The organism is Hymenobacter sp. 102, from assembly GCF_049949205.1.
Lineage (GTDB): Bacteria > Bacteroidota > Bacteroidia > Cytophagales > Hymenobacteraceae > Hymenobacter.
Genome location: NZ_CP188172.1, coordinates 3087772 through 3110026, shown reverse-complemented (window position 1 = coordinate 3110026; position 22255 = coordinate 3087772). Strand labels below are relative to the sequence as shown.

The 22255-nt window shown below is 60.1% G+C and carries 17 protein-coding genes; 12 read left to right on the top strand and 5 right to left on the bottom strand.

Features of this window, described 5'->3' with window-relative positions:
- The first annotated feature begins 105 nt into the window (after positions 1 to 105).
- Entirely contained in the window at positions 106 to 801 is a 696-nt protein-coding gene (locus tag ACN19L_RS13320) for a 2-C-methyl-D-erythritol 4-phosphate cytidylyltransferase (RefSeq protein WP_426489987.1), read from the top strand.
- A gap of 36 nt (positions 802 to 837) precedes the next feature.
- Here the strand turns inward: ACN19L_RS13320 and ACN19L_RS13315 are convergent, their stop codons facing one another.
- On the bottom strand, positions 838 to 1695 hold the full coding sequence (locus tag ACN19L_RS13315) for a hypothetical protein (RefSeq protein WP_426489986.1): 858 nt from the start codon (positions 1693 to 1695) through the stop codon (positions 838 to 840).
- A gap of 194 nt (positions 1696 to 1889) precedes the next feature.
- On the opposite strand from ACN19L_RS13315, the gene ACN19L_RS13310 reads away from it, so the two are divergent.
- The 3 genes from ACN19L_RS13310 to ACN19L_RS13300 are packed head-to-tail and all read left to right on the top strand — an operon-like array spanning position 1890 to position 3429.
- Entirely contained in the window at positions 1890 to 2465 is a 576-nt protein-coding gene (locus ACN19L_RS13310; RefSeq protein WP_426489985.1) for a DUF4142 domain-containing protein, read from the top strand.
- 42 nt (positions 2466 to 2507) lie between these two features.
- Positions 2508 to 2753 (top strand): hypothetical protein, encoded by a 246-nt coding sequence (locus tag ACN19L_RS13305; protein WP_426489984.1) that lies wholly within the window; start codon positions 2508 to 2510, stop codon positions 2751 to 2753.
- A 40-nt stretch (positions 2754 to 2793) separates the two neighbouring features.
- Positions 2794 to 3429 carry a DUF4142 domain-containing protein gene (locus ACN19L_RS13300; protein WP_426489983.1) on the top strand — a complete coding sequence of 212 codons (636 nt, stop codon included), beginning with the start codon at positions 2794 to 2796 and terminating at the stop codon, positions 3427 to 3429.
- Positions 3430 to 3581: 152 nt separating this feature from the next.
- On the opposite strand, the gene ACN19L_RS13295 is transcribed toward ACN19L_RS13300, so the two are convergent.
- The gene (locus ACN19L_RS13295; protein ID WP_426489982.1) at positions 3582 to 3767 is read right to left on the bottom strand and encodes a hypothetical protein; all 186 of its coding nucleotides are present in this window, start codon (positions 3765 to 3767) and stop codon (positions 3582 to 3584) included.
- A 97-nt stretch (positions 3768 to 3864) separates the two neighbouring features.
- Positions 3865 to 7005, bottom strand: coding sequence for an excinuclease ABC subunit UvrA (gene uvrA, locus ACN19L_RS13290; RefSeq protein ID WP_426489981.1), 3141 nt, complete (start codon positions 7003 to 7005; stop codon positions 3865 to 3867).
- 263 nt (positions 7006 to 7268) lie between these two features.
- On the opposite strand from uvrA, the gene ACN19L_RS13285 reads away from it, so the two are divergent.
- The 3 genes from ACN19L_RS13285 to ACN19L_RS13275 all read left to right on the top strand — a co-directional run bounded on the left by ACN19L_RS13285 (position 7269) and on the right by ACN19L_RS13275 (position 11702).
- Positions 7269 to 7982, top strand: coding sequence for a hypothetical protein (locus tag ACN19L_RS13285; RefSeq protein WP_426489980.1), 714 nt, complete (start codon positions 7269 to 7271; stop codon positions 7980 to 7982).
- A 207-nt stretch (positions 7983 to 8189) separates the two neighbouring features.
- The gene (locus tag ACN19L_RS13280; protein WP_426489979.1) at positions 8190 to 8645 is read left to right on the top strand and encodes a hypothetical protein; all 456 of its coding nucleotides are present in this window, start codon (positions 8190 to 8192) and stop codon (positions 8643 to 8645) included.
- A gap of 276 nt (positions 8646 to 8921) precedes the next feature.
- Positions 8922 to 11702 (top strand): PAS domain-containing protein, encoded by a 2781-nt coding sequence (locus tag ACN19L_RS13275; RefSeq protein WP_426489978.1) that lies wholly within the window; start codon positions 8922 to 8924, stop codon positions 11700 to 11702.
- 33 nt (positions 11703 to 11735) lie between these two features.
- Here the strand turns inward: ACN19L_RS13275 and ACN19L_RS13270 are convergent, their stop codons facing one another.
- On the bottom strand, positions 11736 to 13364 hold the full coding sequence (locus tag ACN19L_RS13270; protein ID WP_426489977.1) for an FAD-dependent oxidoreductase: 1629 nt from the start codon (positions 13362 to 13364) through the stop codon (positions 11736 to 11738).
- A 128-nt stretch (positions 13365 to 13492) separates the two neighbouring features.
- Here ACN19L_RS13270 and ACN19L_RS13265 point away from each other — a divergent pair, with 128 nt between their 5' ends.
- Together ACN19L_RS13265 and ACN19L_RS13260 are read left to right on the top strand one after the other, a co-directional pair.
- On the top strand, positions 13493 to 13732 hold the full coding sequence (locus ACN19L_RS13265) for a hypothetical protein (RefSeq protein WP_426489976.1): 240 nt from the start codon (positions 13493 to 13495) through the stop codon (positions 13730 to 13732).
- A 53-nt stretch (positions 13733 to 13785) separates the two neighbouring features.
- Positions 13786 to 14037: a hypothetical protein gene (locus tag ACN19L_RS13260; protein WP_426489975.1), complete on the top strand. Its 252-nt coding sequence runs from the start codon at positions 13786 to 13788 to the stop codon at positions 14035 to 14037.
- 434 nt (positions 14038 to 14471) lie between these two features.
- On the opposite strand, the gene asnS is transcribed toward ACN19L_RS13260, so the two are convergent.
- Positions 14472 to 15875: an asparagine--tRNA ligase gene (asnS, locus tag ACN19L_RS13255; RefSeq protein ID WP_426489974.1), complete on the bottom strand. Its 1404-nt coding sequence runs from the start codon at positions 15873 to 15875 to the stop codon at positions 14472 to 14474.
- Positions 15876 to 16218: 343 nt separating this feature from the next.
- On the opposite strand from asnS, the gene rpoN reads away from it, so the two are divergent.
- From rpoN to ACN19L_RS13240, 3 genes are all read left to right on the top strand, one after another.
- A complete protein-coding gene (gene rpoN, locus ACN19L_RS13250) occupies positions 16219 to 17808 on the top strand; it encodes an RNA polymerase factor sigma-54 (protein WP_426489973.1) in 1590 nt (529 codons plus the stop codon).
- A gap of 107 nt (positions 17809 to 17915) precedes the next feature.
- Positions 17916 to 18506: a hypothetical protein gene (locus tag ACN19L_RS13245; protein WP_426489972.1), complete on the top strand. Its 591-nt coding sequence runs from the start codon at positions 17916 to 17918 to the stop codon at positions 18504 to 18506.
- A 107-nt stretch (positions 18507 to 18613) separates the two neighbouring features.
- A complete protein-coding gene (locus ACN19L_RS13240) occupies positions 18614 to 22231 on the top strand; it encodes a PAS domain S-box protein (RefSeq protein WP_426489971.1) in 3618 nt (1205 codons plus the stop codon).
- Positions 22232 to 22255: the final 24 nt, after the last annotated feature.

Below are 22255 nucleotides of genomic sequence, written 5' to 3'. Positions count from 1 at the left end.
AGCAGACAATAGTTCCACGGAAAGCCCGGTTACCTTTGGTGGCCGGGCTTTCTGCTGGGACTCCGTACCAGGCAGCCCGTTTCACTGATTTTCTATCCTTGCCTTATGTCAACTCACCGATACGCCATCATCGTAGCCGGCGGCAGTGGCACCCGCATGGGCGCCGACCGGCCCAAGCAGTTTCTGGAGCTGGCCGGGGAGCCGGTGCTGCTGCATACGCTCCGCCGGTTTGCCAATCCCAGCCTCCGGGTACAGGAACTGGTGATGGTACTGCCTACCGACCAGTTTGCCACCTGGCAGGCTCTGTGCGCGCAGTACCAGATAACCATTCCGCATACCGTAGTGGCGGGAGGGGCTACGCGCTGGGCTTCGGTACGCAATGGCTTACTGCACCTGAAAGACATTGAGCAGGGTGTGGTGGCAGTGCACGACGGGGTACGGCCCCTCACGCCGCCGGCCGTTATTGAAGCTACGTACCAGGCCGCCTACAACCACGGCGCGGCCGTAGCGGCCGTAGTACCCAAGGACTCAGTGCGGGGCCTGAACCAGCAGGGCTCCTACGCCCTGAACCGCAGCCGCCTGCGCCTGGTGCAAACGCCCCAGTGCTTTGAGGTTGGTCTGCTGCGCCGCGCCTATCAGCTACCGGAGCTGACTACTTTCACCGATGACGCCAGCGTAGTGGAAGACCTCCACCCGATTCATTTGGTAGAAGGTGACTACCGCAACCTGAAGATTACCACGCCGGAGGATTTGCTGCTGGCGGAGGCGTTGCTGCAACACGAAAAAAGGCCGGGCTCCTGAGGAGTCCGGCCTTTTTTTACGCGAGCCTAAAGCTGTTTACAGCCGGCCGCCTACCCGAATGGTGCGGGTAACGCCGTTCACCGTAATGGTGGCAATATTATCGCAGGCCTGGGTGCCGGTGGGGTCGTAGTTCAGGAGCAGCTCCTTCTCCTTGGAGGTAAGCACTTTTACCGTACCCGCCACGAAGGTACGGGCACAGCCGGCCTGGAATTTCTTCACCAGCGGCTGCTGAATGGTGGCCGTGTAGCCTACGCCCTTGCGGTTGGTGCCCGTTGCCTGGCCGGTTACCGTGTACTCATCATCAGTGATGGTGCGGGTGCCGAAACCGGCAGTGCGGGTGTACGTACGCTGCGAATTCCAGGAGTGAGTACCGGCCGTGGTGGTAATGCTGGCATTTTGCACATCCAGCTTCCAGGAGCCCTGGCCCAGGTTGGTAATGGTGCGGGTGCCGGTATGCAGGTTATCGTTGCGGTAGTAATTCACCAGCGTGATGGTGACGGTGGAACCTGCCTGCCGGTAGGGCCCGCTAAACACGGCCACAATCTTACCCCGACGAGCTACCCCATTTGGTCCTACGCAGTTAGTAGTACCAAAATCGAGGGTGAGGGTACGGGCAGCCGCATCGTAGGAGCGTGTTACGCAGGTTCCGGCTACGCGGCTTAGGTCGGCCGCCTCGCCCACGGGGCTACCAGAAACGGCCGCATCAGTGGGCGAGCCCGCATCTACGATATCGGCCACGGAGGCATTTTCCTCTTCCGCCAAGCTCTGGTCTTCGGCCGAGACAGCAGCATCAGCGGTAGACTGCGGGTCGTTGGACTTGTCGCAGGAGGCGGTTAGAAGGGTAAAGCAGGTGAGGGCTGAGAAGCCCAGGGCGCGAAAAGCAGAGCGTTTCATACGAGCGGAGAAATGTGACGTGAAGACAAGAAGAAGTGGTGATGGTGAAGAGCGCTTTCGGTGGGTTGGAACAGAAAAATACTGCGGAGTTTAATCAGCTCAGGAACTTTTTTTAAAAATTCTTCTGCCAACCCCATCTGCTAAGTCGCGTATAGTTTTTTACGCTGCTACTCGCCTCTCAATCAGCCTCCGTTATGCTCATTTCCAGCCGCGTATGTGCCCTGTCTTTGCTGTGGCTGACCGCCTGCTCCAGTGCGGACAGTAAGAAGGACCCCGTACTGGAAGCTGCTTTTCAGAACGAAAAGCGCATCGGCGAAGAGGCCGTTACCAAACGCCAGATCAAGGACGCGGAATTTGTGGTGCATGCAGCCAGCCGGAAAATGCTACTACTGGAAATCAGCCAGTTGGCCCAGCGTAAGGCTGCCGCGCCCGATACCCGGTACACTGCGCAGGGCGTGGTTGCGCAGGCTACCCCCCTACTCAGCGAACTAAAAACCCTGGCCCTACAGAAAAAGCTGGTTTTGCCCACTGGCCTGAGTGAAGCGCAGGCTACCCAGGCAGGCGAGTTGACCGCACTAAACGGAGCAGCTTTCGATCAGGCCTACGCCAAAACGCTTGGCAGCGTGCTGGATACTGATGAGGAAGCCACCGACGATATGACCGATGAGGCGTATGACGGAGACATTCGGGCCCTTTCCGCCCGACAGGCTACCACTTTGAAAGACCTAAGCACTGCCGCTGAGTCTCTCCGCGACAAGCTCAATCCCTAACGTTCTCCCCTCCTATTCTTTCCATTTTACCCGTACGCAAACATGAAATTCCGTTTTCTTTCTTTCCTGACCCTGAGTGCCGGCCTGCTGCTGGCCAGCTGCAATGGTGCCGACAAACGCACTGATGGTACCGCTGGCGAAGCCGTGAGCGACATGGACAAAGCTGCTGCCGACGGTGGCGTACAAGCTGATGCTGTAGTTATCGACAATAATGCCGGTCCTACCGTGACGGCCAACGCCGACTCGGCCATGGCTGCTGATTCAACAACTGCACCGGCTTCACGCTAAGCCTTGCCCTATCTGCTCTTTTCCCTCTAACCTTTTCGCTATGAAACGCATTCTTTTTTCAGCCGCTTGCTGCGGCTTGCTGAGCCTTGGTGCCTGCAACGCGCCTAACAACGACGCCACCGGCAATGCCGCCGATACCAAGGCACCTGATGTAACCGGTACAGCCACTCCTGCCGACAATGGCACGGACATGGCCAACTCAGGTACTCCCGATACGGCCATGGCCGCCAACGGCCCCACTGCCCCCCACTCCACGGATGCTGAGTTTATGCAGTCAGCGGCCCACAGCGACCAGAATGAAATTCAACTCAGCAAGCTGGCGCTGGAAAAAGGGGTAACAGGCATGGCGAAAGACCACGCCAACAAAATGATAACGGACCACACCAAATCAACGGCGGACCTAAAGCCTGTTGCACAAAAAACAGGTGTGACGTTACCCACTGATATGGATGCCGAGCACAAAGCCATTGCCGATCAGATGCGCAGCCTGTCCGGCAAGGAACTGGAAGCGAAGTTTATGCAGCAGATGCTCCTGGACCACCAGAAGACGGTGAACACCATGGTAGCTCATCAGAAAATGACCCAGGACGCTACTCTGCAAGGTTTTATTACCAAGACGCTGCCGGTGGTGCAGGCTCACTTGGCCATGTTTAAACAGCATAGTGGTAGTATGTAAACGCCCACTCCCGGGTAGCCGCCTGCTCCATCTATTGGAGCAGGCGGTTTTGTTTATATCCCTCTGAACCCGTACCCAGCTGTCACCATAGCATAATGAAGGGCCGCACTTTTAGAAGTGCGGCCCTTCATTATGCTATGGTAAGCCAAGGATTAGCGGCGGGCCGTAAGTGGCTGGGGCTTCTCACTGGGGCAGAGCACGGTACTCTCAGCTAGGCGGGTAGCGGGCTTTTCCACCTTAGCTACCGGAGGCTGCGCCGCAGTTTTTGTGATGAATGGTTTGGGCGGCGACGCTACAATGGCAATGGCCAACAAGGCCGGAAATACGAGGACTTTCATGCAGTGGGAGTTGCGGAGGGAATGGCTGAAAATACAAATTGCCGGGATTATTTCAAATAATCCCGGCAATTGTTGCCAAAACCGTACTCAACGGCTACTAGGATGCCTCCGCGTATCGGCTCAGCTTGAGTTCCTCAGCTAGGAAGCGGCCGGTGTGGCCCTTGCCAACTTTAGCTACCTGCTCGGGTGTGCCCTGGGCCACAATGGTGCCGCCGCCCGCGCCGCCTTCGGGCCCGATGTCGATGAGGTGGTCGGCTACCTTGATCAGGTCGAGGTTGTGCTCGATAATGAGGACAGTGTTGCCCTTATCGGCAAGCTTGTGCAGGACCACGGAGAGGTGGTTGATGTCCTCGAAGTGCAGGCCGGTGGTGGGCTCGTCGAGGATGTAGAACGTCTTGCCGGTGTCCTTTTTGCTGAGCTCAGTGGCCAGCTTCACGCGCTGGGCCTCGCCACCAGAAAGCGTGGTGGCCTGCTGGCCTAAGGTGAGGTAGCCCAGACCCACTTCGTTCAGGGTCTGGATTTTGCGCAGGATGCGGGGCTGGAACTCGAAGAACTCCACGGCTTTTTCCACGGTCATGTCCAGCACGTCGGTAATGCTCTTGCCTTTGAAGCGCACTTCCAGCGTTTCGCGGTTGTAGCGGCGGCCTTTGCAGGTTTCGCAGGGCACGTGCACGTCGGGCAGGAAGTTCATTTCGATGGTGCGCATACCGGCTCCCTCGCAGGTTTCGCAGCGCCCGCCCTTCACGTTGAAAGAGAAGCGCCCCGGCCCATACCCGCGGATTTTGGCCTCGGGCAGGTTGGCAAACAGCTGGCGGATTTCGGTGAACACGCCGGTGTAGGTGGCCGGGTTGGAGCGCGGCGTACGCCCAATTGGCGACTGGTCCACCTCAATCACCTTATCAATAAACTCCAGCCCCTCAATCTTCTCGTAGGCCAGCGGCTCGCGCTTGGCGTTGAAGAAGTGCTGGTTGAGGATGGGGTACAGCGTATCGTGAATGAGCGAGGACTTGCCCGAGCCCGACACGCCCGTCACGGCAATGAGCTTGCCCAACGGGAACTTGGCCGTTACGTTTTTGAGGTTGTGGCCTTTCGCCCCGCGCAGCACCAGCTCGTTGCCTTCGCCGGCCCGCTTCTTCTTGCGCAGCTCAATGTGCTTCTGCCCGCTGAGGTACTGCGAGGTGAGCGAGCCGCTGGTGAAGATTTCGGTGGGCGTGCCGGCGGCCACAATCTGCCCGCCGTGGATGCCCGCGCCGGGTCCGATGTCGAGCACGTGGTCGGCGTGCAGGATCATGTCCTTGTCGTGCTCCACCACAATCACCGAGTTGCCCAGGTCGCGCAGGTGCTGCAGGGCCTTGATGAGCCGCTCGTTGTCGCGCTGGTGCAGGCCGATGCTGGGCTCGTCCATGATGTAGAGCACGCCCACCAGCTGGGTACCAATCTGGGTGGCCAGGCGGATGCGCTGGCTCTCGCCGCCCGAGAGTGTGCGCACCGAGCGGTGCAGGTTCAGGTAGTCGAGGCCCACTTCCAGCAGGAAGCCGATACGCTTGCGGATTTCCTTCAGCAGTTCGCGGGCAATCAGGTTCTGGCGCTCCGAGAGGCGGTTCTCCAGCCCTTCAAACCAGGCGGCCAAGTCGTTCAGATCCATCACCGACAGCTGCCCGATGTGGTGGTTGGCAATCTTGAAGTGCAACGACTCTTTTTTCAAGCGGTAGCCGTGGCACTCGGGGCACTCCTTGGCCTGGGTGTACTGCTGAATCCACTCCCGGATGTTGTCGGACTCCGACTCCATCTGGCGGCGCAGAAACGGGATGATGCCCTCGAACGGCTCGGTGTAGTTGGCCTTTTTGGGGTCGGCATCCTCGTCTTCGGGCACGCCGTGCAGCAGCCGCTCCACCAGCTCGGCGGGCAGCTTTTCGATGGGCGTGCTGAGGCTGGCTTTGTGCTTTTTCAGGATGAGACCCAGCTGCTGGAAAATCCAGATGTCCCGGTACTCGCCCAAAGGCGCAATGCCGCCGCGGCTGATGCTGAGCTTCTTGTCGGGCATCACCGTTTCTTCGGTGATTTCCTGCACCTCGCCCAGGCCGTTGCAGGTGGGGCAGGCGCCGTAGGGCGAGTTGAAGCTGAACGTGTTGGGAGCCGGGTCGTCGTAGGCAATGCCGGTGGCCGGGTCCATCAGGAAGCGGGAGAAGAACTGGGTGTTGTCCTTCTTCTTGTCGGCATCCAGCACCAGCATGGTGCCTTTGCCCTGCGTAAGCGCATTCTGCACCGAGCCGGAGAGGCGGAACCGGTCTTCCTCCTTCACCACCAGCCGGTCAATGACGATTTCGATCTCGTGGATTTTGTAGCGGTCCACCTGCATCTTGGGCGTGATGTCGAGCAATTCGCCATCCACGCGCACCTTGGTGAAGCCCAGCTTGGCAATCTGCTGAAATAGCTCCCGGTAGTGGCCTTTGCGGCCCTTTACCACCGGAGCCAGCACCACCAGCTTGCGGCCGTTGTACTCCTTCAGAATGTAGTTGATGATCTGGTCGTCGCTCTGCCGGATCATCTTCTGGCCCGTGGCGTAGCTGAACGCCTCGGCGGTGCGGGCGTACAGCAGGCGCAGGAAGTCGTAAATCTCGGTGATGGTGCCCACGGTGGAGCGGGGGTTGCGCGAGGTGGTTTTCTGCTCGATGCTGATAACCGGCGACAGGCCCTCAATCTTGTCCACGTCGGGCCGCTCCAGCCCGCCCATAAAGCTGCGGGCGTAGGCCGAAAACGTTTCCATGTAGCGGCGCTGGCCCTCGGCATAAATCGTATCAAACGCCAACGACGACTTGCCCGAGCCCGAAATACCGGTGAACACCACCAGCCGCCCCCGCGGAATCTGCACCGACACGTTTTTGAGGTTGTGCTCCCGGGCGCCGTACACCTCAATGTAGGGGGCCTCCAGGTCGGCGGGACCCAGCAGCTGGCCCTGAATGCGGGCCTGGTTTTCCAGCACGGCCTCGCTCACCTGCTCCTGGCGCGGCACGGCCTGCACGGCGGCCGTGCCGTGGTGGTTGGTGCCATCGGCCACGGCCGCAGCAGTGGTTTTCGGGACTTTGGCTGTTTTCGGGGTTTTACGGGCCGGGGTGGCAACCAATGCCTCGGGGGCTACGGGAGTATCAGCTTTGGAAGCTTGGGCTGCACGGGTGGCTTTAGCAGCCACGGGCTTGGCGGCAGAGGAAGTGGAGGCAGCAGTTGTTTTTTTGGCCATGCGGCAGCGAAGCGGATAAGTCTGCGAAAGTACGTAAAACAGGCCCGGCAGGCTATTCTCAGTAGTTTAATTGCCAGCTAGTTTAGCGCGGCTGACTTTAAGAAGCTCCTGAGCCCGGATAAGCGCAGATAGTCTGTAACAACGCTGCCCGCCGAAATGTCCCACCCAGAGTCCAAGTTCTTTCCCGGGCGCTATGCCGGTTACAAAATTATGGTGCGGCTTTTGCACAAGTAGGTTCAGAACACCTTTTGCCTGCTGTATCCATGAAAACTCTGTTAAAAACCGGCTTTGTACTGGCCCTCGGGTTGCTGCTCCACAGCAGCAAAGCGCAGGCCCAAGTGCAAGTGAATATCAATACGCCGTACTGGGGCCCTGCTGTACCACCCAATGTGCAGTATTACTACCTGCCGGAACTTGATGGGTACTACGATATTTACAACCAGTCATACCTGTTCTTTGACCCCGGCTACGGCGCGTGGATAAGCTCGCCCGTATTGCCGCGCATGTACGCTGGTTACGACCCGCGCTTCTTTCACCCGGTAGCCATTCAGTACGTGGGGCGCCAGCCCTGGGGCTACCTGCGTGACCACCGCCGCTACTGCGACCAGTGGGGCGTGCGGCCCGGCCGCTACTATGGCAGCAACTGGCCGGGCCACGGGTATGCGGTGGCCCCGCGTGGCGGCTATGGACCCGGCTACTACGGCAGCCGGCCTTACGGCCAGAGCGGCTATGGCCAAAACGGCTACCGGGACCGGGATGGCTACCGCGACTATCGTAACGACCGGGACGGACGCTATGACCGGGACAACCGCAACGGCCGAAACGAGGACCGGGACGACAACCGCAATGGGCGCTACGACAACCAGGGCGGCTACTCGCAGCAAAACCAACAACAAGGCCATGCAGGCCCTGGCAATCAGCCGGGCCAGGGTGGCTGGGGCAACGGCGGGGGCCGTCGGGGTCGGGTGCAGGAGTAAGGGCTTGCCGCCTGTAAGCAAGCAGAAAGCGTCCGGCTTTGAGTCGGGCGCTTTTTTGGTGCCGGGCGAGCGGCTAACCAAACTTTTGGCGGCTGCGTTAAGGGCTCTGTAGCTGAGCCGTACGGCAAGCCCACCACCTCTTGGCTCCGTTCTTGCAGCCAGTTCAGCACCTCTCCCACCCTTCACTTCAAAATTTCAGCTGTCTTTATGCAACTCCTCCCCAAAATTGCCTTAACCGGCCTGCTGACCCTGGCGTTGGCCGGCGCAGCCGAAACCGCCCAGGCTCAGGTAACCATCAACGTGAACCCGCCCTCCTGGGGCCCCGCAGTGCCGGCCGGTAAGCAATACTACTACGTGCCCGAGTACGGCGGCTACTACGATGTGCGTGACCAGCAATATATCGTGCAGCGCGACGGGCGTTGGACGCGCGTAGGGTCTATCAATGGCTATAATGTAGCCAATTTTCACCCCGTGGTTATCGATTATGTAGGTACCCAGCCCTGGGTGCTCATTGGCCGCCACCGCCAACTATATCCGGCCAGCTTGCCGCCCGGCCAGGTAAAGCGCCTAGAGAATGGTAAAGGACTTCCCCCCGGTCAGGCCAAGAAGCTCGGCTACGGTGGTAATGGCAATGGGCGAGGCCACGGCAAAGGCAAGCACTAGCCGGTTTCCCACCTAAATCACATAGTTGCAGCCCCCGCAGCTTCGGGTTCCTCCAATAGCTGGAGTGAGCCCGGGCCAGCGGGGGCTGCAGCTATTCCGGGGGATACGCTCAGCCCGCTCCGCTGCTGCCGATTCAGTACGGTCCCTCAATTAACATCAACCAGCTACTCGCAGCCGTGAAGTACCCGATTACCGCGCAGCCACAAAGCTTGGCGGGCTACCAAAACGCAATGAATCAAATGCTTTTGCTTGTTTAATTCTAGCTATTTTGGAGGCGTGAATATTTCCGCGCTAGGCATTGCGTCCGATGAGTTTCTGTCCACACTTCTCGACTTGTCGGTGAGCGGGGTAGTATGTTATGCGCCTATTCTCGACGCGGCGGGCAGCCTCGTAGACTTTACCTTCGCGTACCTGAATCCGGCGGCCCAGCGCCTGCTTAATCTGCCGGCCCATCCTCCACTTACGTATCGACAGGTGTTTCCGGAGCCTCAACCCTTTGAGGCTTTCAGCTTTCACTGCGCAGCCTACGCCTCTGAGCAGCCGCAGCACTTTGAACTCAACTACCAGCACGGCAACTTTGATACTTACTGCCGGGTGAATGGCTCCCGCCTGGGCGAGTTGCTGCTGGTAAGCTTTACTTTCAGCCAGGAGCAGGACCGTAGCATGGTGGAGCAGGTGCTACGCGAAAGCAGAGCCCGGGAAACGGCCGCCCGGGCCGCAGCGGAGCGTGACCGGGTGGAGCTTATGACCATCTTTGAGCAGGCTCCCGCTGCCATTGCCATTTTCGAGGGCCCTAACCACATCATCCGACTGGCTAACCTTGCCCACCTGGAATTGTGGGGCAAAACGGCGGCGGAGGTCCTCAACCGGCCCCTGTTTGAGGCACTGCCCGAGGCCCGGGGCCAGGGCTACGAGGAGCTGCTGGCAGACGTGCGGCATACCGGAAAGCCGTTTGTGGCGAAGGAATTGTCGGCCCGCCTCACGCGGCAGGGGCAGCAGGCCCCGGTGTATTTTGACTTCGTGTACCAACCTTGGCGCAACGAACAGGGACAAATAACCGGGGTAATAGTAGTCGCAACCGAAATTACCCAGCAGGTGGCTGCTCGTCAGCGGGCCGAAGCCCTGCAGGCGGAGGTATTGGCCGGGGCCCGCCGCCAGTTGCTGGAGCGCGAAAACTTCTACCAGATATTTGAGCAGACGCCCGCCTGCATTGTGCTGCTGCGCGGGCCGGAACACCGCATCGAATACCATAACCAAGCCTATCAACGCATATTCCCGGGACGGGATATGCGGGGTCGTACGGTTGCGGAGGTACAGCCAGATGTTGTAGCGCAACGCTTCACTGCGTTGCTGGATACTGTGTTCCGAACCGGCGAAACCTTCACTGGCCGAGAGCTGCCAATTGAGCTTACCCAGTCTGATGGAAACCCGCAGCTATTTTACTTCAACTTCACCTACCAGGCCTATTACGAGGACAACCAGATTGTGGGCATCTCCGCGTTTGGCTACGATGTTACGGAGCAGGTGCTGGGGCGGCAGCGGCGGGAAGCTGAGCAGCTACAGGCCCGCCTGCGTCTGCAGGAAAGTGAACAGCGGGTGCGGGAATTGGTGAAGGATGCGCCTTTTCCTATGGGGGTGTACGTGGGTCCTGAACTGCGCATTCAGCTGGCCAATGAAGCCATGCTAACAGCTTGGGGCAAGGGGCGGGATGTACTCGGCCAGCAATTCACCGATCTGATGCCCGAACTGGCCACCCAGGCTGTGTTTGAGGAATTACACCACGTACTCCGGACGGGAGAGCCGGTACACCGACGCAACCAGCGCCTGACGATTAACCTGAACGGAACTGCCCAGGATTTCTATTTCAATTACAGCTTTACCCCTTTACTGGACGCCCGGGGCAGCGTGTACGGCGTCCTTAACACGGCCACCGACGTAACCGACTTAATGCTGGCCCATCAGCGCCTGGAGGACTACGCCACCGAGTTGCGCGAGAGCGAAGCCCGCTTCCGGATTATGGCCGACGTAGCGCCCAACCAAGTATGGGCCGTGCACCCCGATGGGGCCATTCGCTACATCAATCGGGCATTCCTGGATTTTGTGGGCCTGCAAACGGAACAGGAGTACTTGGCTACCGGCTGGGGACCGTACCTTCACCCCGACGAGATTGACCTTACCCGGCAAACCCTGCTACGCGCTATAACGGAGCGGACGCCTTACGTGCTGGAACACCGCATGCGTCGTCACGACGGGCAGTACCGCTGGCTGCTGGCTCAAGGGGCTCCCAGCTTTCTGGCCGATGGTGAGCTGTACGGCTACGTTGGCTCCGCCATTGATATTACCGAACTGAAACAGGCCAACGAGCAGCTCACCCGCACCAATCAAGACCTGGACAACTTCGTGTACGCCGCCTCTCACGACCTGAAGCAGCCAGTGAATAACCTGGCAGGCTTGTTCGAGGAGATTCTGATAAGCAGCACGTTTACCAATTCGGAGGAAGAAGAAGTACTCGTGCCCATGGTGCAGGAAGCTTTGCACCAGCTGCGCGTAACCATCGATGATTTGGCGGCGCTGGGCCAAGCCCAGCAATTGCGCCTCGCTGCCCCCGAGCAGGTAGTGCTGACCGAGTTGATGGATGAAGTACTGACCGCGCTGGAACCGCAGGTGCGGGCCGCCCACGCCCGCATCACCACTGATTTTGACGCGTGGCCCGCCCTATCATTTGCCCGTGCCAACCTGCGCACCATTCTGCTGAACCTGGTAGGCAACTCCCTCAAATACGCGGACCCCGCCCGCTCAGCCCGCATTCACGTATCTACTTGGGTAGAGCGGGGCCTACCCGTGCTGTTGGTGGAAGACAACGGCCTGGGCTTTGATGCGGCCCGCTACGGCCGCGAATTATTCCAGCTGTTCCGTCGCCTACACACGCACACGGCCGGTACTGGCGTAGGTCTGTACTTGGTCAACCGCATCATTGAATCCAGCGGCGGTGCCATTGAAGTTAGTAGTCGCCCAGGCGAAGGCGCCACGTTCCGTATCCGCTTCGGGCCGGAGTAGCACCTGCATACTGGCTCACACTCCAACAGAACGTCATGCTTTTTTCAGCAGCTTGCTCCAATTGAGCTTGCGGCGGGCGGCGGTGGGCGTAGGCAGCTGGCCGAGGCGCATCAACTCCTCAATGCACACCATGTCATCATCGTGCTGCATGCCCGCGGCGGCCACCAGCTTGTTCTGGTGGGCGTAGAAGGCCAGGAATTTGTGGCGGCGCACGTCGCCGTGGAAGATGATTTCGTCCCAGGCTTCGGCATGGCCCACGTAGCGCAGACTTTTACCGAATTGCTGCGTCCAGAAGAACGGTATTTCCCCGAACGGCTGCTGTTGCCCCAGCATATTACGGGCGGCGCAGGCTCCTTGCTGCTGGGCCACGCGCCAGTGCTCAATGCGGTGCTGGCCCAGGCCGACCGGCAGCGGGTACCGGGCCACGTCGCCGGCGGCGTACACGTGCTGGGCCGCGCACAGGTGGGCATCCACCCGAATTCCGCCATCTTTCTCCAGGGGGAGGGTTTCAGCCAAAAAGTCGGTGGCCGGGCGCACGCCCACTCCCAGCACCACTACCTCGGCGGGCAGGCGCTGTCCCGAAGCTAGGCGCACGGCCGTTACGCGGCCGTTTTCGCCTTCCAGCTGCGCTACTTTAGCTTCCGTTTTGAGCCGCACCCCGTGCCGCCGGTGCAGGTTGCGAAACATCCGGCCAATTTTTGGTCCCAGCACTTTCTGCAGTGGCTCGGCTTCCTGCGCCACCACCGTGATATGCCGGCCTTCAGCCGCCAGGCTCGCCGCCGCTTCCATCCCGATAAAGCTGCTCCCAATGACCACGATGCGGTGCGCAGTGCTGACTGCTTGCTTCAGGGCCGCCGCGTCCTGGGCGGAGCGCAGCACAAACACGCCTTCCAGCTCGTGACCGGGCAGCTTGGGCAACGTGTTGGGCGTACCGCCGGGGGCCAGCAGCAGGGCATCGTAGTGCAAGGGGGCCCGGCCGCTTAGGCGTAGCTGCCGGGTGTGCAGGCTAAGGCCAGTGGCGCGGGTATCGGTGAGCAGTTCAATGCGGTGCTCATCGTAGAAATCCGGCTTCCGCAACGGCAGATTTTTATCGGTGGCTTTACCGGCCACGTAGGCTTTGCTGAGCTTGGTCCGGTCGGTGGGGGCGGTGGGCTCGGCGGTTATCAGCACAATACGCCCGCCGAATCCTTCGGTGCGCAGCGTCTGGGCCGCAAATTGGCCGGCGGCTCCGCCCCCCACTATTACGAATGTACGGGCATCGGGAGCGGCGGCGTTGGGGGCAGGCTCCTCGCCGCCGACCAGGGCCGTGGGTGTGGCATCGGGGTTTTCTGATGCCGCCGCTGGTTTGGCGGGCAACTGCACCCACACGCGGCCGTCGGCCACACGCACGGGGTAGCTGGGCAGGTTATCGAGGGCCGGAGGCTGGCTCAGGCGACCATCGGGCACCCGGAAGCAGGCGTGGTGCCAGGGACACACCAGCTGGTCGCCCACAATCCGGCCTTTGTCCAGCGGCGCGCCGTAGTGCGGGCACTTCGGGGCCAGGGCCACGTACTGCCCCTGCCGCAGCAGCAGCAGCACCTCCGCGCCGGCGGAAGTGGTGAAGGTGCGCATTTCGCCTTCCTGAAGGGCATTGGCAGGGGCTAAGTCAATTTCGGACGGCATGGCGGGCGTGTGGTTGAGGTTCGGGGCTGCCAGTGCCAACGCACAGAAGGAAAACCGGGTTGTATTGTCTTTTCGTAATTCCTGCTGATCATGCGTATCCTTTTAGCAGTCAATTCGTTCAGTCCGCTATGCCCGTCGCCCTCTCGCCGCCCCATAGTCTGCCTCTGGAACTGCAAGTGCTACTGCACGGCGGGCACCGCTGCCTGCTGGTGTACCGCACACCGGGCACCTCGGCCGAGTTTGCGGTGCGCGGCATTTTGCTGAGCGTACTACGCCGCGGACAGGTCGATTATCTGCAGCTAGCCGGCGGCTGCGAGCTGCGCCTTGACTGGCTGGTATCCGTAAATGGGCACCGACTGGCGGCATAATCCCGGGCTGGCGGTTTGCCGTATGCCGGAGGGTAAGTTTTCCTTCCCCACTCATGGCAACCGCACCCTACCAACCCATCAGCTGCTCGTTCTATGACGAGCTGGAGGCTCACGCCACCACCGGCCAACCCTGCACCCTCACCTACCGCACCGAGCCCGACACGCCGCCCAGCACCTACCACGGCATCATCCAGGACCTCTACATCCGCGACAAAGTAGAATACCTACGCCTGCAGGACGGCTTCGAGCTGCGCCTGGATAACCTGCTGGCTTTGGATGATAAGGAGCTACGGAATTACTGTTGAGTATCAAGCCGTATTCATCCGCCTTTAATTTCCTAGCCGAACGCCAGCATAAGTACGAAAAGCACCGAGGATACGCCCAATAAATAAGCGGCCACCCAACTCATTTTAACGATTAAGTAGCTGTACAATATCAATGAGCCCGCACAGTTGATAATACCCCACCGGTATTCTTGCAGCTTTGGATGCTTCCTATACCTATTTCGTTTGTAGGCAGTAATTATCTGAAATACCCCGATAACTGGTAGCCAAATAGCCACGAAGGCAACTACTCTAAAATCTATTTCATCCATACAACCCGACTATTTTCGCTCTGACAATTAGCAACTTACCATGAACATACTTTCGTAAAAACGGCCGCCCCACTTGCGTGAGGCAGCCGTTAAAACATCCAAAAATCCGACGGATCTGAAAATAATCCGCGGAAATCTGTGAGCCTAGAACTCCGCTGATTTCGGGAAGCGCGGGAAGGGAATTACGTCACGGATGTTGGCCATGCCGGTGATGAACAGGATGAGACGCTCGAAGCCTAGGCCGAAGCCGGCGTGCGGGGCCGAGCCGAAGCGGCGGGTATCGAGGTACCACCACAGGTCCTCCTCGGGCACGTGCATTTCCTGCATGCGCTGCTGCAGCTTCTGCAAATCATCCTCGCGCTGGGAGCCGCCGATGATTTCGCCGATGCCGGGGAACAGCACGTCCATGGCGCGCACGGTGCGGCCGTCCTCGTCCAGCTTCATGTAGAAAGCCTTGATATCCTTGGGATAGTTGGTGAGGATAACCGGCTTCTTGAAGTGCTTCTCCACCAGGTACCGCTCATGCTCCGACTGCAAATCGGTGCCCCAATCCACCGGGAATTCGAACTTCTGCTTGGCCCCTTTCAGGATTTCCACGGCCTCGCTGTAGGTGAGGCGCTGGAAGTCGTTTTCTACCACAAACCGCAGGCGGTTCAGCAGTTCCTTGTCGTACTGGTCGTTGAGGAACTGCAGGTCGTCGGGGCAGTGCTCCAGGGCGTAGCGCACCAGGCTCTTGAGGAAGTCCTCGGCCAGGTCCATGTTGTCCTGCAGGTCGAAGAAGGCCACTTCGGGCTCAATCATCCAGAACTCGGCCAGGTGGCGGGCCGTGTTGCTGTTCTCGGCCCGGAACGTGGGTCCGAAGGTGTACACCTTGCCCAGCGCCATAGCCGCCACCTCGCCCTCTAGCTGACCCGATACGGTGAGGTTGGTGGCTTTGCCAAAGAAATCCTGGCTGTAATCCACCGCGCCGGCCTCATTCAGTGGCGGCTTGGTGTCCGACAGCGTGGTGACGCGGAACATCTGGCCGGCACCCTCGGCATCGGAGCCGGTGATGATGGGCGTATGAATGTAGAAGTAGCCGTTGTCGTTGAAGTACTTATGTACCGCAAACGACATGGCGTGCCGGATGCGCAGCACCGCGCCAAACGTGTTGGTGCGGGGGCGCAGGTGGGCAATGCCGCGCAGGAATTCCAGCGTGTGGCCCTTCTTCTGGAGCGGGTACGCATCCTGGTCGGCGGTGCCGTACACGGTAATTTCCGTGGCCTGAATTTCCACCGACTGGCCTTTGCCCTGGCTGGCCACCAGCTGGCCACGCACGGCTACGGCGGTGCCGTTGTCCACGCCGTCGGCTTTCAGCTTTTCCTCCGGGAACTGCTCGGCGTTGGCTACTACCTGAATGGAATTGAAGCCGGAGCCGTCGTTCACGGCAATAAACTGCACGTATTTGTTGCCGCGGCGGGTGCGTACCCAGCCTTTTACCAGCACTTCACGGTCCAGCTCGGTGCTGCTAAGCAGTTCCTGCACGCTGGTTCTTCGGAGGTCGGACATGGGGAAATCGGTTCTACTAAAGAATGTAAGAGCTGCAAAGGTAGAAGATGTAGCGCGAAGCTCCTGCTTCGCGCACGAGCGAAGCGAGTAGCAGGCGTGTAGTGCTCCCGCGCAGAAATCTGCTTTGCCAGTACGCCAGTAGCGCGCAGCTCCGCTTTGCATACGAGCCGCCGGCGCGTATCGGGCGTGTAGTGCGTTGCGTAGGAACTCGCTTTGCTCGTATGCAAAGCGGAGCTGCGCGCTACTGACCTCAACTTTTTCCCCTAAACCCAAGTACAGAAAGGGCTATATTTGGCCTAACCACCCCGTTTTACTACCGGCGGGGCGTACGCGTTTTCAGAGTATGCAACGACTGGACATGAAGCAGCTTCTCTCGCAGAAGCTGAGCCCCCAACAGATACAATTTATCAAGCTCCTGCAGATTCCGACGGTGGAGCTGGAAGCCCGCATCAAGGAAGAGTTGGAGGCCAACCCGGCCCTGGAAGAAGGCGACGACCAGGAGGACGAGTTTGAGGAGCAGGAGCGCGACGACTCCGACGACCCGGAAGACGACTTCGACAACGACCCGGACGCCGAATTTGATAATCCCGACAACACGCTGGACGAGGATTTCGACGGCGACCAGGCCGAGGAGCAGCCCGAACTCGACCTCAGCGCCAAGGATGAGCCCACGGAAATCAAGGAGTCGGAATCGGCCGACGATTTGGACCTGAGCGACTACCTGCACGACGACGAAATTGCCGGCTACAAAATGCAGGGCGACGGCCCCGGCGAGGACGAGGACGACCGGGAAATGCCCCTGGCCGACACCAGCGGCTCGCTCATCGACAACCTGCTCGACCAGCTGGGCTTTGCCAGCCTCGATGAAAAGCAGGAAGCCATTGGCCGCCAGCTCATCGGTTCCATCGACGGCGACGGGTACATCCGCCGCGACCTGTCGGCCATTGCCAACGACCTGGCGTTTTCGCAGAACATTGAGGCCACGGTACCCGAAATTGAGAGCGTGCTACACGTCATCCAGACGTTTGACCCGGCCGGCATCGGGGCCCGCGACCTGCAGGAGTGCCTGCTGCTGCAGCTGGAGCGCCGCCCCCAGGACGAGGCCACCGAGCACGCCGAGCAGATTCTCAACGAAACCTTCGATGAGTTTACCAAAAAGCACTACCCGCGCATTCAGCAGAAGCTGGACCTGGAGGACGATGAGCTGAAGGAGGCCATTGCCCTCATCCTCAAGCTCAACCCCAAGCCCGGCGGCACCGGCCCGGTGGGCATGGGCAAGGTGCAGTACATCATTCCCGACTTTATCCTGACCCACGACAACGGCCAGTTCAACCTCACGCTGAACTCCCGCAACGCCCCCGATCTGCGCGTATCGCCGGCCTACACGGATATGTTCCGGGCCTACGATAAGGCCTCGAAAAAAGACAAGAAAATGAAGGAAGCCGTGACCTTCGTGAAGCAGAAGCTGGACTCGGCCAAGTGGTTTATTGATGCCATCCGGCAGCGGCAAAATACCCTGCTGCGCACCATGGACGCCATTGTGCGCTACCAGCGCGACTTTTTTGCCGAGGGCGACGAGAGCAAGCTGCGGCCCATGATTCTGAAGGACATTGCCCAGGAAATTGGCATGGATATCAGCACCGTGAGCCGGGTGGCCAACTCCAAAGCCGTGCAGACGGAGTTCGGCATTTACCCGCTCAAGTACTTCTTCTCGGAAGGCATTGCCACCGACTCGGGGGAGGATGCCTCCAGCCGGGAAGTGAAGCACATTCTCAAGGAAATCATTGAGGGCGAGCAGAAAAACCGCCCTTTAAGCGACGACAAGCTGGAAAAAATGCTCAATGCCCGGGGCTACAACATTGCCCGCCGCACGGTGGCCAAGTACCGGGAGCAGTTGAACATTCCGGTAGCCCGCCTGCGCAAGGAGCTGTAAAACGTTGTTTTCGGCTTAGCTAGGGCAAGAACGTCATGTTGCGGTACGCGCGGCATGACGTTCTTTGCTTTCCACTAGTCCCCGTTTCTCATTCTGTATTCATCCCTTTGAAAAAGCGCCTCGCCACTCTGCTTTCCGCCGTGTTTCATCCGCTGCTGGTGCCGTCGTACCTGGCCGGGCTGGTGGAGCTGCAGCAGGCGTCGGGCGGCAGTCGGTTCTGGGCGGTGGTGGTATTCACGTTTGTGCTGCCCACGGGCGCGGCCCTGCTGCTGCTGCGGCTGGGCCGGATTGACTCGCTGGAAATGCCCCGGCGGCAGCAGCGAGCCTGGCCGCTAGGGCTGGCGGCCCTCAGCTTCGGGGCCGGGGCCGGGTGGCTGCACTGGCAGCACGCTGCCCCGGCGCTGGTGGTGGGGCTGGCGGGCATGGCGCTGGCCGTGCTGCTCACCTTCCTGATTACGCTGCGCTGGAAAATATCGGCGCACGGCGTGGGCATGGGCGGGGCGGCCGGGCTGCTGCTGGCCCTGCACCAGCAACACCGCATTAGCTTGGAGTGGGTGCTGGTATCGGCTGGGCTGGCGGCGGCCGTGGGCTGGGCCCGGCTGGTGCTGCGGGCCCACACGCCGGCGCAGGTGTGGGCAGGCTTGGCCCTGGGCCTGAGCGTGGCCCTGGGCTGTAGCGCGGTACTGGCGTTGGGGTAGCCCAAATCGTTGCGTATCTTTCTTGGACCAATCCTTTTCCGAGCAGGCCGGCAGCTTCGGGGCTGCTACCTCGGATAGTTAGCCCTTTGCCGATTCCACCGTCCACTATGCCCGCTCCTTCCGCCGATTCCGTTCCGACCCTTGAATCTTTAACGCTTCAGCTGGAGCAGGAGCGCCAAGGGCGCATAACTGCCGAACAACAGATTCAGACCCTTCGTCGCCAGCTAACCACGGCCCAGCGCACCATTGTGCGACTCACCGACAGCATTACCCGCCTTACCCAGAATCTGCGGGTGGGCGTATTGGTGGTACATCAGAACGGCACAGTGGCCCTCCTCAACCAGGAGTTCTGCGACTTACTGGGTATCGAGGAAATTCCTCCTTTGGGTGGAACTGAGCAACCGGTGCAGCCGGTACTGGAGGCGTTGGTGGCCCAGTCGGCCCGACCAGAAACTACCCGCCAGCGGCTGGAAGCAATACGGCTGGCCGACCAACGGGTGCTGGGGGAAGACTTGGAATTAGCCGACAATACAATACTGGAGCTGGATTTCATCCCGCTCAGCGGGCCCGATGAGTTGGTAGCGGCCGGCTATATGCTTTCCTTTCGCGACGTGACTCAGGTGCGGCGGGCCGAGCAGTACATGCATTCCCTCTCGCGCATTCCAGGACAGAACCCTAACCCCGTACTGCGCCTGCACGCCGATGGCCGCCTGCTCTATAGCAACCCCGCCGCCGATCAGTTGCGGCGGGAGTACCTCAGTCCCCAGCTAGAACCCGCTCTCCCGCAGCTGGTGTACCAGGCCGCTCTGGATGCCCTGGCGAACGGCGAGCAGCTTATTCACCGGGAAATGTGGTTCTGGGGGCAGTGCTACCAAGTGGCCATTGCCCCCTTCGTGCACGATCAGTACGTGAACCTCTACTTCACTGATATTACGCTACTGAAGCAAGCCGAGAGCAAATTGGTGGAGCAACAGAAGTTCTACGAAACCGTGCTGAACTATCTGCCCGCCGATGTAGCCGTATTTGACGCCGAGCATCGGTACCTGTTCGTAAACCCGGCGGCCATTCGCAATGAGGAAATGCGGCAGTGGATTATAGGGCACGACGATTTTGAGTACGCGGCATACCGGGGCCGCTCCTCAGAACAGGCCCAAGACCGGCGGCAGCGGTTTAAACAGGCCGTGCAGCAGCGCAGCGTTCTGGCCTGGGAGGAGCAGATTGACACCGCCGATGGTCCGCGTACAGCCCTGCGCCATATGCAGGCAGTATATGGTCCCCAGGATGCGCTACGGATGGTAATCGGGTACGGCGTGGATATTACGGAGCGCTACGCAGCGGAGGAGCGCCTGCGGCGAAGCGAGGCTTATTTGCAGGAAAACCAACGCTTTGTACGCTTGGTGGTGGATACCACACCCAGCTTTATCTGGGTGACGGATGGCCGGGGCAATGTACTTTTCAGCAATCGGGCCTTCGATGAGCTGGTACAGAAAAGCGCCCACCGGGAAGTGGACCTGGACGATTTTACCAATCCCGTGGTGGCCGAGGCCCTGGCTTTCATTTCCACCGATGAGCAGGTGCTCCGATCCGGACAGGAGTTGGTACTGGAAACCACTTACACGTTGTGCGACGGCAGCACCATGTGGCTGCAAACCGTGAAGCGCCCCCTTTACCGCGCTGATGGCTCAGTGAATGTACTGGGCGTAAGTACCGATATTACCGAAATGCGTAGCGCCCGCCAGACGCTGGAGCGCAGCACCAAGCAGTACCGCGACCTGATGCACTACTCCCAGGCGCTCATCTGCACCCACGATTTGCGGGGCGTGCTGCTTTCTGTAAACCCGGCGGCTGCCCAGCTGGTAGGGGCCGTGCCCGAGCAGCTGGTTGGCCGCCCGCTGCACCAGGTGCTCACCCCCGATTTGCACGAGCAGCTGGCCGTGTATTTGCAACAGGCCCACGAGCAGCAGGAACTAACCGGCCTGCTCACCCTACGGGGGCCCGATGGCCGTCCCCACCACCTGATTTACAACAACTACCGGGTAGAGGAACCCGGCGAAGTGCCCTACGTTATTGCTTACGGGCAGGAAATAACGGAGCGCATCCAGGCTGAGCAGGAGCTGGTGCGGGCAAAGGAGGAAGCCGAGAATACGGCCCGGGCCAAGGAAAACTTCCTGGCCAACATGAGCCACGAAATCCGCACACCTATCAACGGCATTCTGGGGATGGCGGGGCTACTGGCTAAAACGCCCCTGAGCGAGGCTCAACAGGACCACTTGCAGGTGTTGCGCAACTCCGGCCGCCATTTGCTCACCGTTATCAATGATGTGCTGGACGTGGCCAAAATTGAGGCGGGCAAGCTGGACTTGGAGCAGGTAGCCTTCGATATCGGGCAATCCATCCGCGACGGAGTGCAGAGCCAGGTGTACCCGGCCGAGGAGAAGGGTATCGAGTTCCGCCTGAAACCCTTGCAGCTGCCTCACCCGGTGGTTATCGGCGACCCGGGCCGCCTGAATCAGATTCTACTCAACCTCATCAGCAACGCTATTAAGTTTACCAGCCGCGGCTACGTGGAGCTGGGTGGGCGGCTACTCCGCGAAACGCCCACCCAGCTTGAGCTGGAATTCTACGTGCGCGACACCGGCATTGGCATTTCCCTGGACAAACAGGGCACCATCTTCGAGAGCTTCACCCAAGCTTACGCCGATATTTCGCGGCGTTTCGGGGGTACCGGCCTCGGCCTCACCATCAGCCGCAGTCTGGTGCAGCAGTTGGGCGGGCAGATGTGGGTGGAAAGCCAGGAGGGCGAAGGCAGCACTTTCTATTTTACCCTGCGCCTGCCCAAAGGCACGCTGCCCCAGCCTACCATCACCACTGCCCCCCCACTCAACTATGATGCCCTGCGAGGTAAGCGGGTGCTGCTGGTGGAAGACCACCCGGTAAACCAGCAGCTGGCCATGCTCATTCTGGAAAGCTGGGACGTGGAAACCCACGTAGCCTCGGATGGACACGAGGCCCTGGCGCAGCTGGAAGCCCGGCTCTACGACGTGGTGCTGATGGACATTCAGATGCCCGGCATGAGCGGGCTGGACGTAACGCGCCGTTTGCGCCAGCACCCTGACCCACTGCGGGCCAGCACTCCCGTTATTGCCCTCACAGCCAACGTCATGCGCTCCGATAATGAGCTGTACCGCGCAGCTGGGCTCGACTATTTATCAAAGCCGTTTGAGGAGGATGATTTGTACCGGAAGCTGGAAACCAACCTCCGCCCGGTACCGGTAGCCGAGTTGAAAACCCACCCGTCCCCCACCCCGGCCCCACCACTGCCGGAGCCGGCCCTCACTCCGGCAGCGGCCCCGGCTGCTACCAGTGCGCCCGTGCTCTACGACCTGAGCCGCTTGCGCGACACGGCCCACGGCAGCACCATCTTCATTCAGAAGATCATCGGCTCCTTCTGCACCCATACCCCCGCTACCATCGCCCAGCTGCAGGCCGCCGCCGCTGCCGCCGACTGGCTCACAGTTGGTAGCCACGCCCACAAGCTACGCCCCTCCCTGCAGCTGCTGGGCGTAGCCGCTGCAACGGCCCCCATGGCAATACTGGAGCCGTACTCCCGTCCTGAAGCCGGGCCTTCCGCTTACTCTGAAGAAGAGCTAACCATGGCAACCCAGCAACTGGTTGCGATGCTGAATATAGTGGTAGAGCAGCTCGGGACGGCCCTGCCGGAATAAGAATATCCCGGTTCCGCGGAACTG

Coding starts and splice junctions, on each gene's coding strand:
- ACN19L_RS13320 (WP_426489987.1), top strand. CDS start 106: ATGTCAACTCACCGATACGCCATCATCGTAGCCGGCGGCAGTGGCACC.
- ACN19L_RS13315 (WP_426489986.1), bottom strand. CDS start 1,695: ATGAAACGCTCTGCTTTTCGCGCCCTGGGCTTCTCAGCCCTCACCTGC.
- ACN19L_RS13310 (WP_426489985.1), top strand. CDS start 1,890: ATGCTCATTTCCAGCCGCGTATGTGCCCTGTCTTTGCTGTGGCTGACC.
- ACN19L_RS13305 (WP_426489984.1), top strand. CDS start 2,508: ATGAAATTCCGTTTTCTTTCTTTCCTGACCCTGAGTGCCGGCCTGCTG.
- ACN19L_RS13300 (WP_426489983.1), top strand. CDS start 2,794: ATGAAACGCATTCTTTTTTCAGCCGCTTGCTGCGGCTTGCTGAGCCTT.
- ACN19L_RS13295 (WP_426489982.1), bottom strand. CDS start 3,767: ATGAAAGTCCTCGTATTTCCGGCCTTGTTGGCCATTGCCATTGTAGCG.
- uvrA (WP_426489981.1), bottom strand. CDS start 7,005: ATGGCCAAAAAAACAACTGCTGCCTCCACTTCCTCTGCCGCCAAGCCC.
- ACN19L_RS13285 (WP_426489980.1), top strand. CDS start 7,269: ATGAAAACTCTGTTAAAAACCGGCTTTGTACTGGCCCTCGGGTTGCTG.
- ACN19L_RS13280 (WP_426489979.1), top strand. CDS start 8,190: ATGCAACTCCTCCCCAAAATTGCCTTAACCGGCCTGCTGACCCTGGCG.
- ACN19L_RS13270 (WP_426489977.1), bottom strand. CDS start 13,364: ATGCCGTCCGAAATTGACTTAGCCCCTGCCAATGCCCTTCAGGAAGGC.
- ACN19L_RS13265 (WP_426489976.1), top strand. CDS start 13,493: ATGCCCGTCGCCCTCTCGCCGCCCCATAGTCTGCCTCTGGAACTGCAA.
- ACN19L_RS13260 (WP_426489975.1), top strand. CDS start 13,786: ATGGCAACCGCACCCTACCAACCCATCAGCTGCTCGTTCTATGACGAG.
- asnS (WP_426489974.1), bottom strand. CDS start 15,875: ATGTCCGACCTCCGAAGAACCAGCGTGCAGGAACTGCTTAGCAGCACC.
- rpoN (WP_426489973.1), top strand. CDS start 16,219: ATGCAACGACTGGACATGAAGCAGCTTCTCTCGCAGAAGCTGAGCCCC.
- ACN19L_RS13240 (WP_426489971.1), top strand. CDS start 18,614: ATGCCCGCTCCTTCCGCCGATTCCGTTCCGACCCTTGAATCTTTAACG.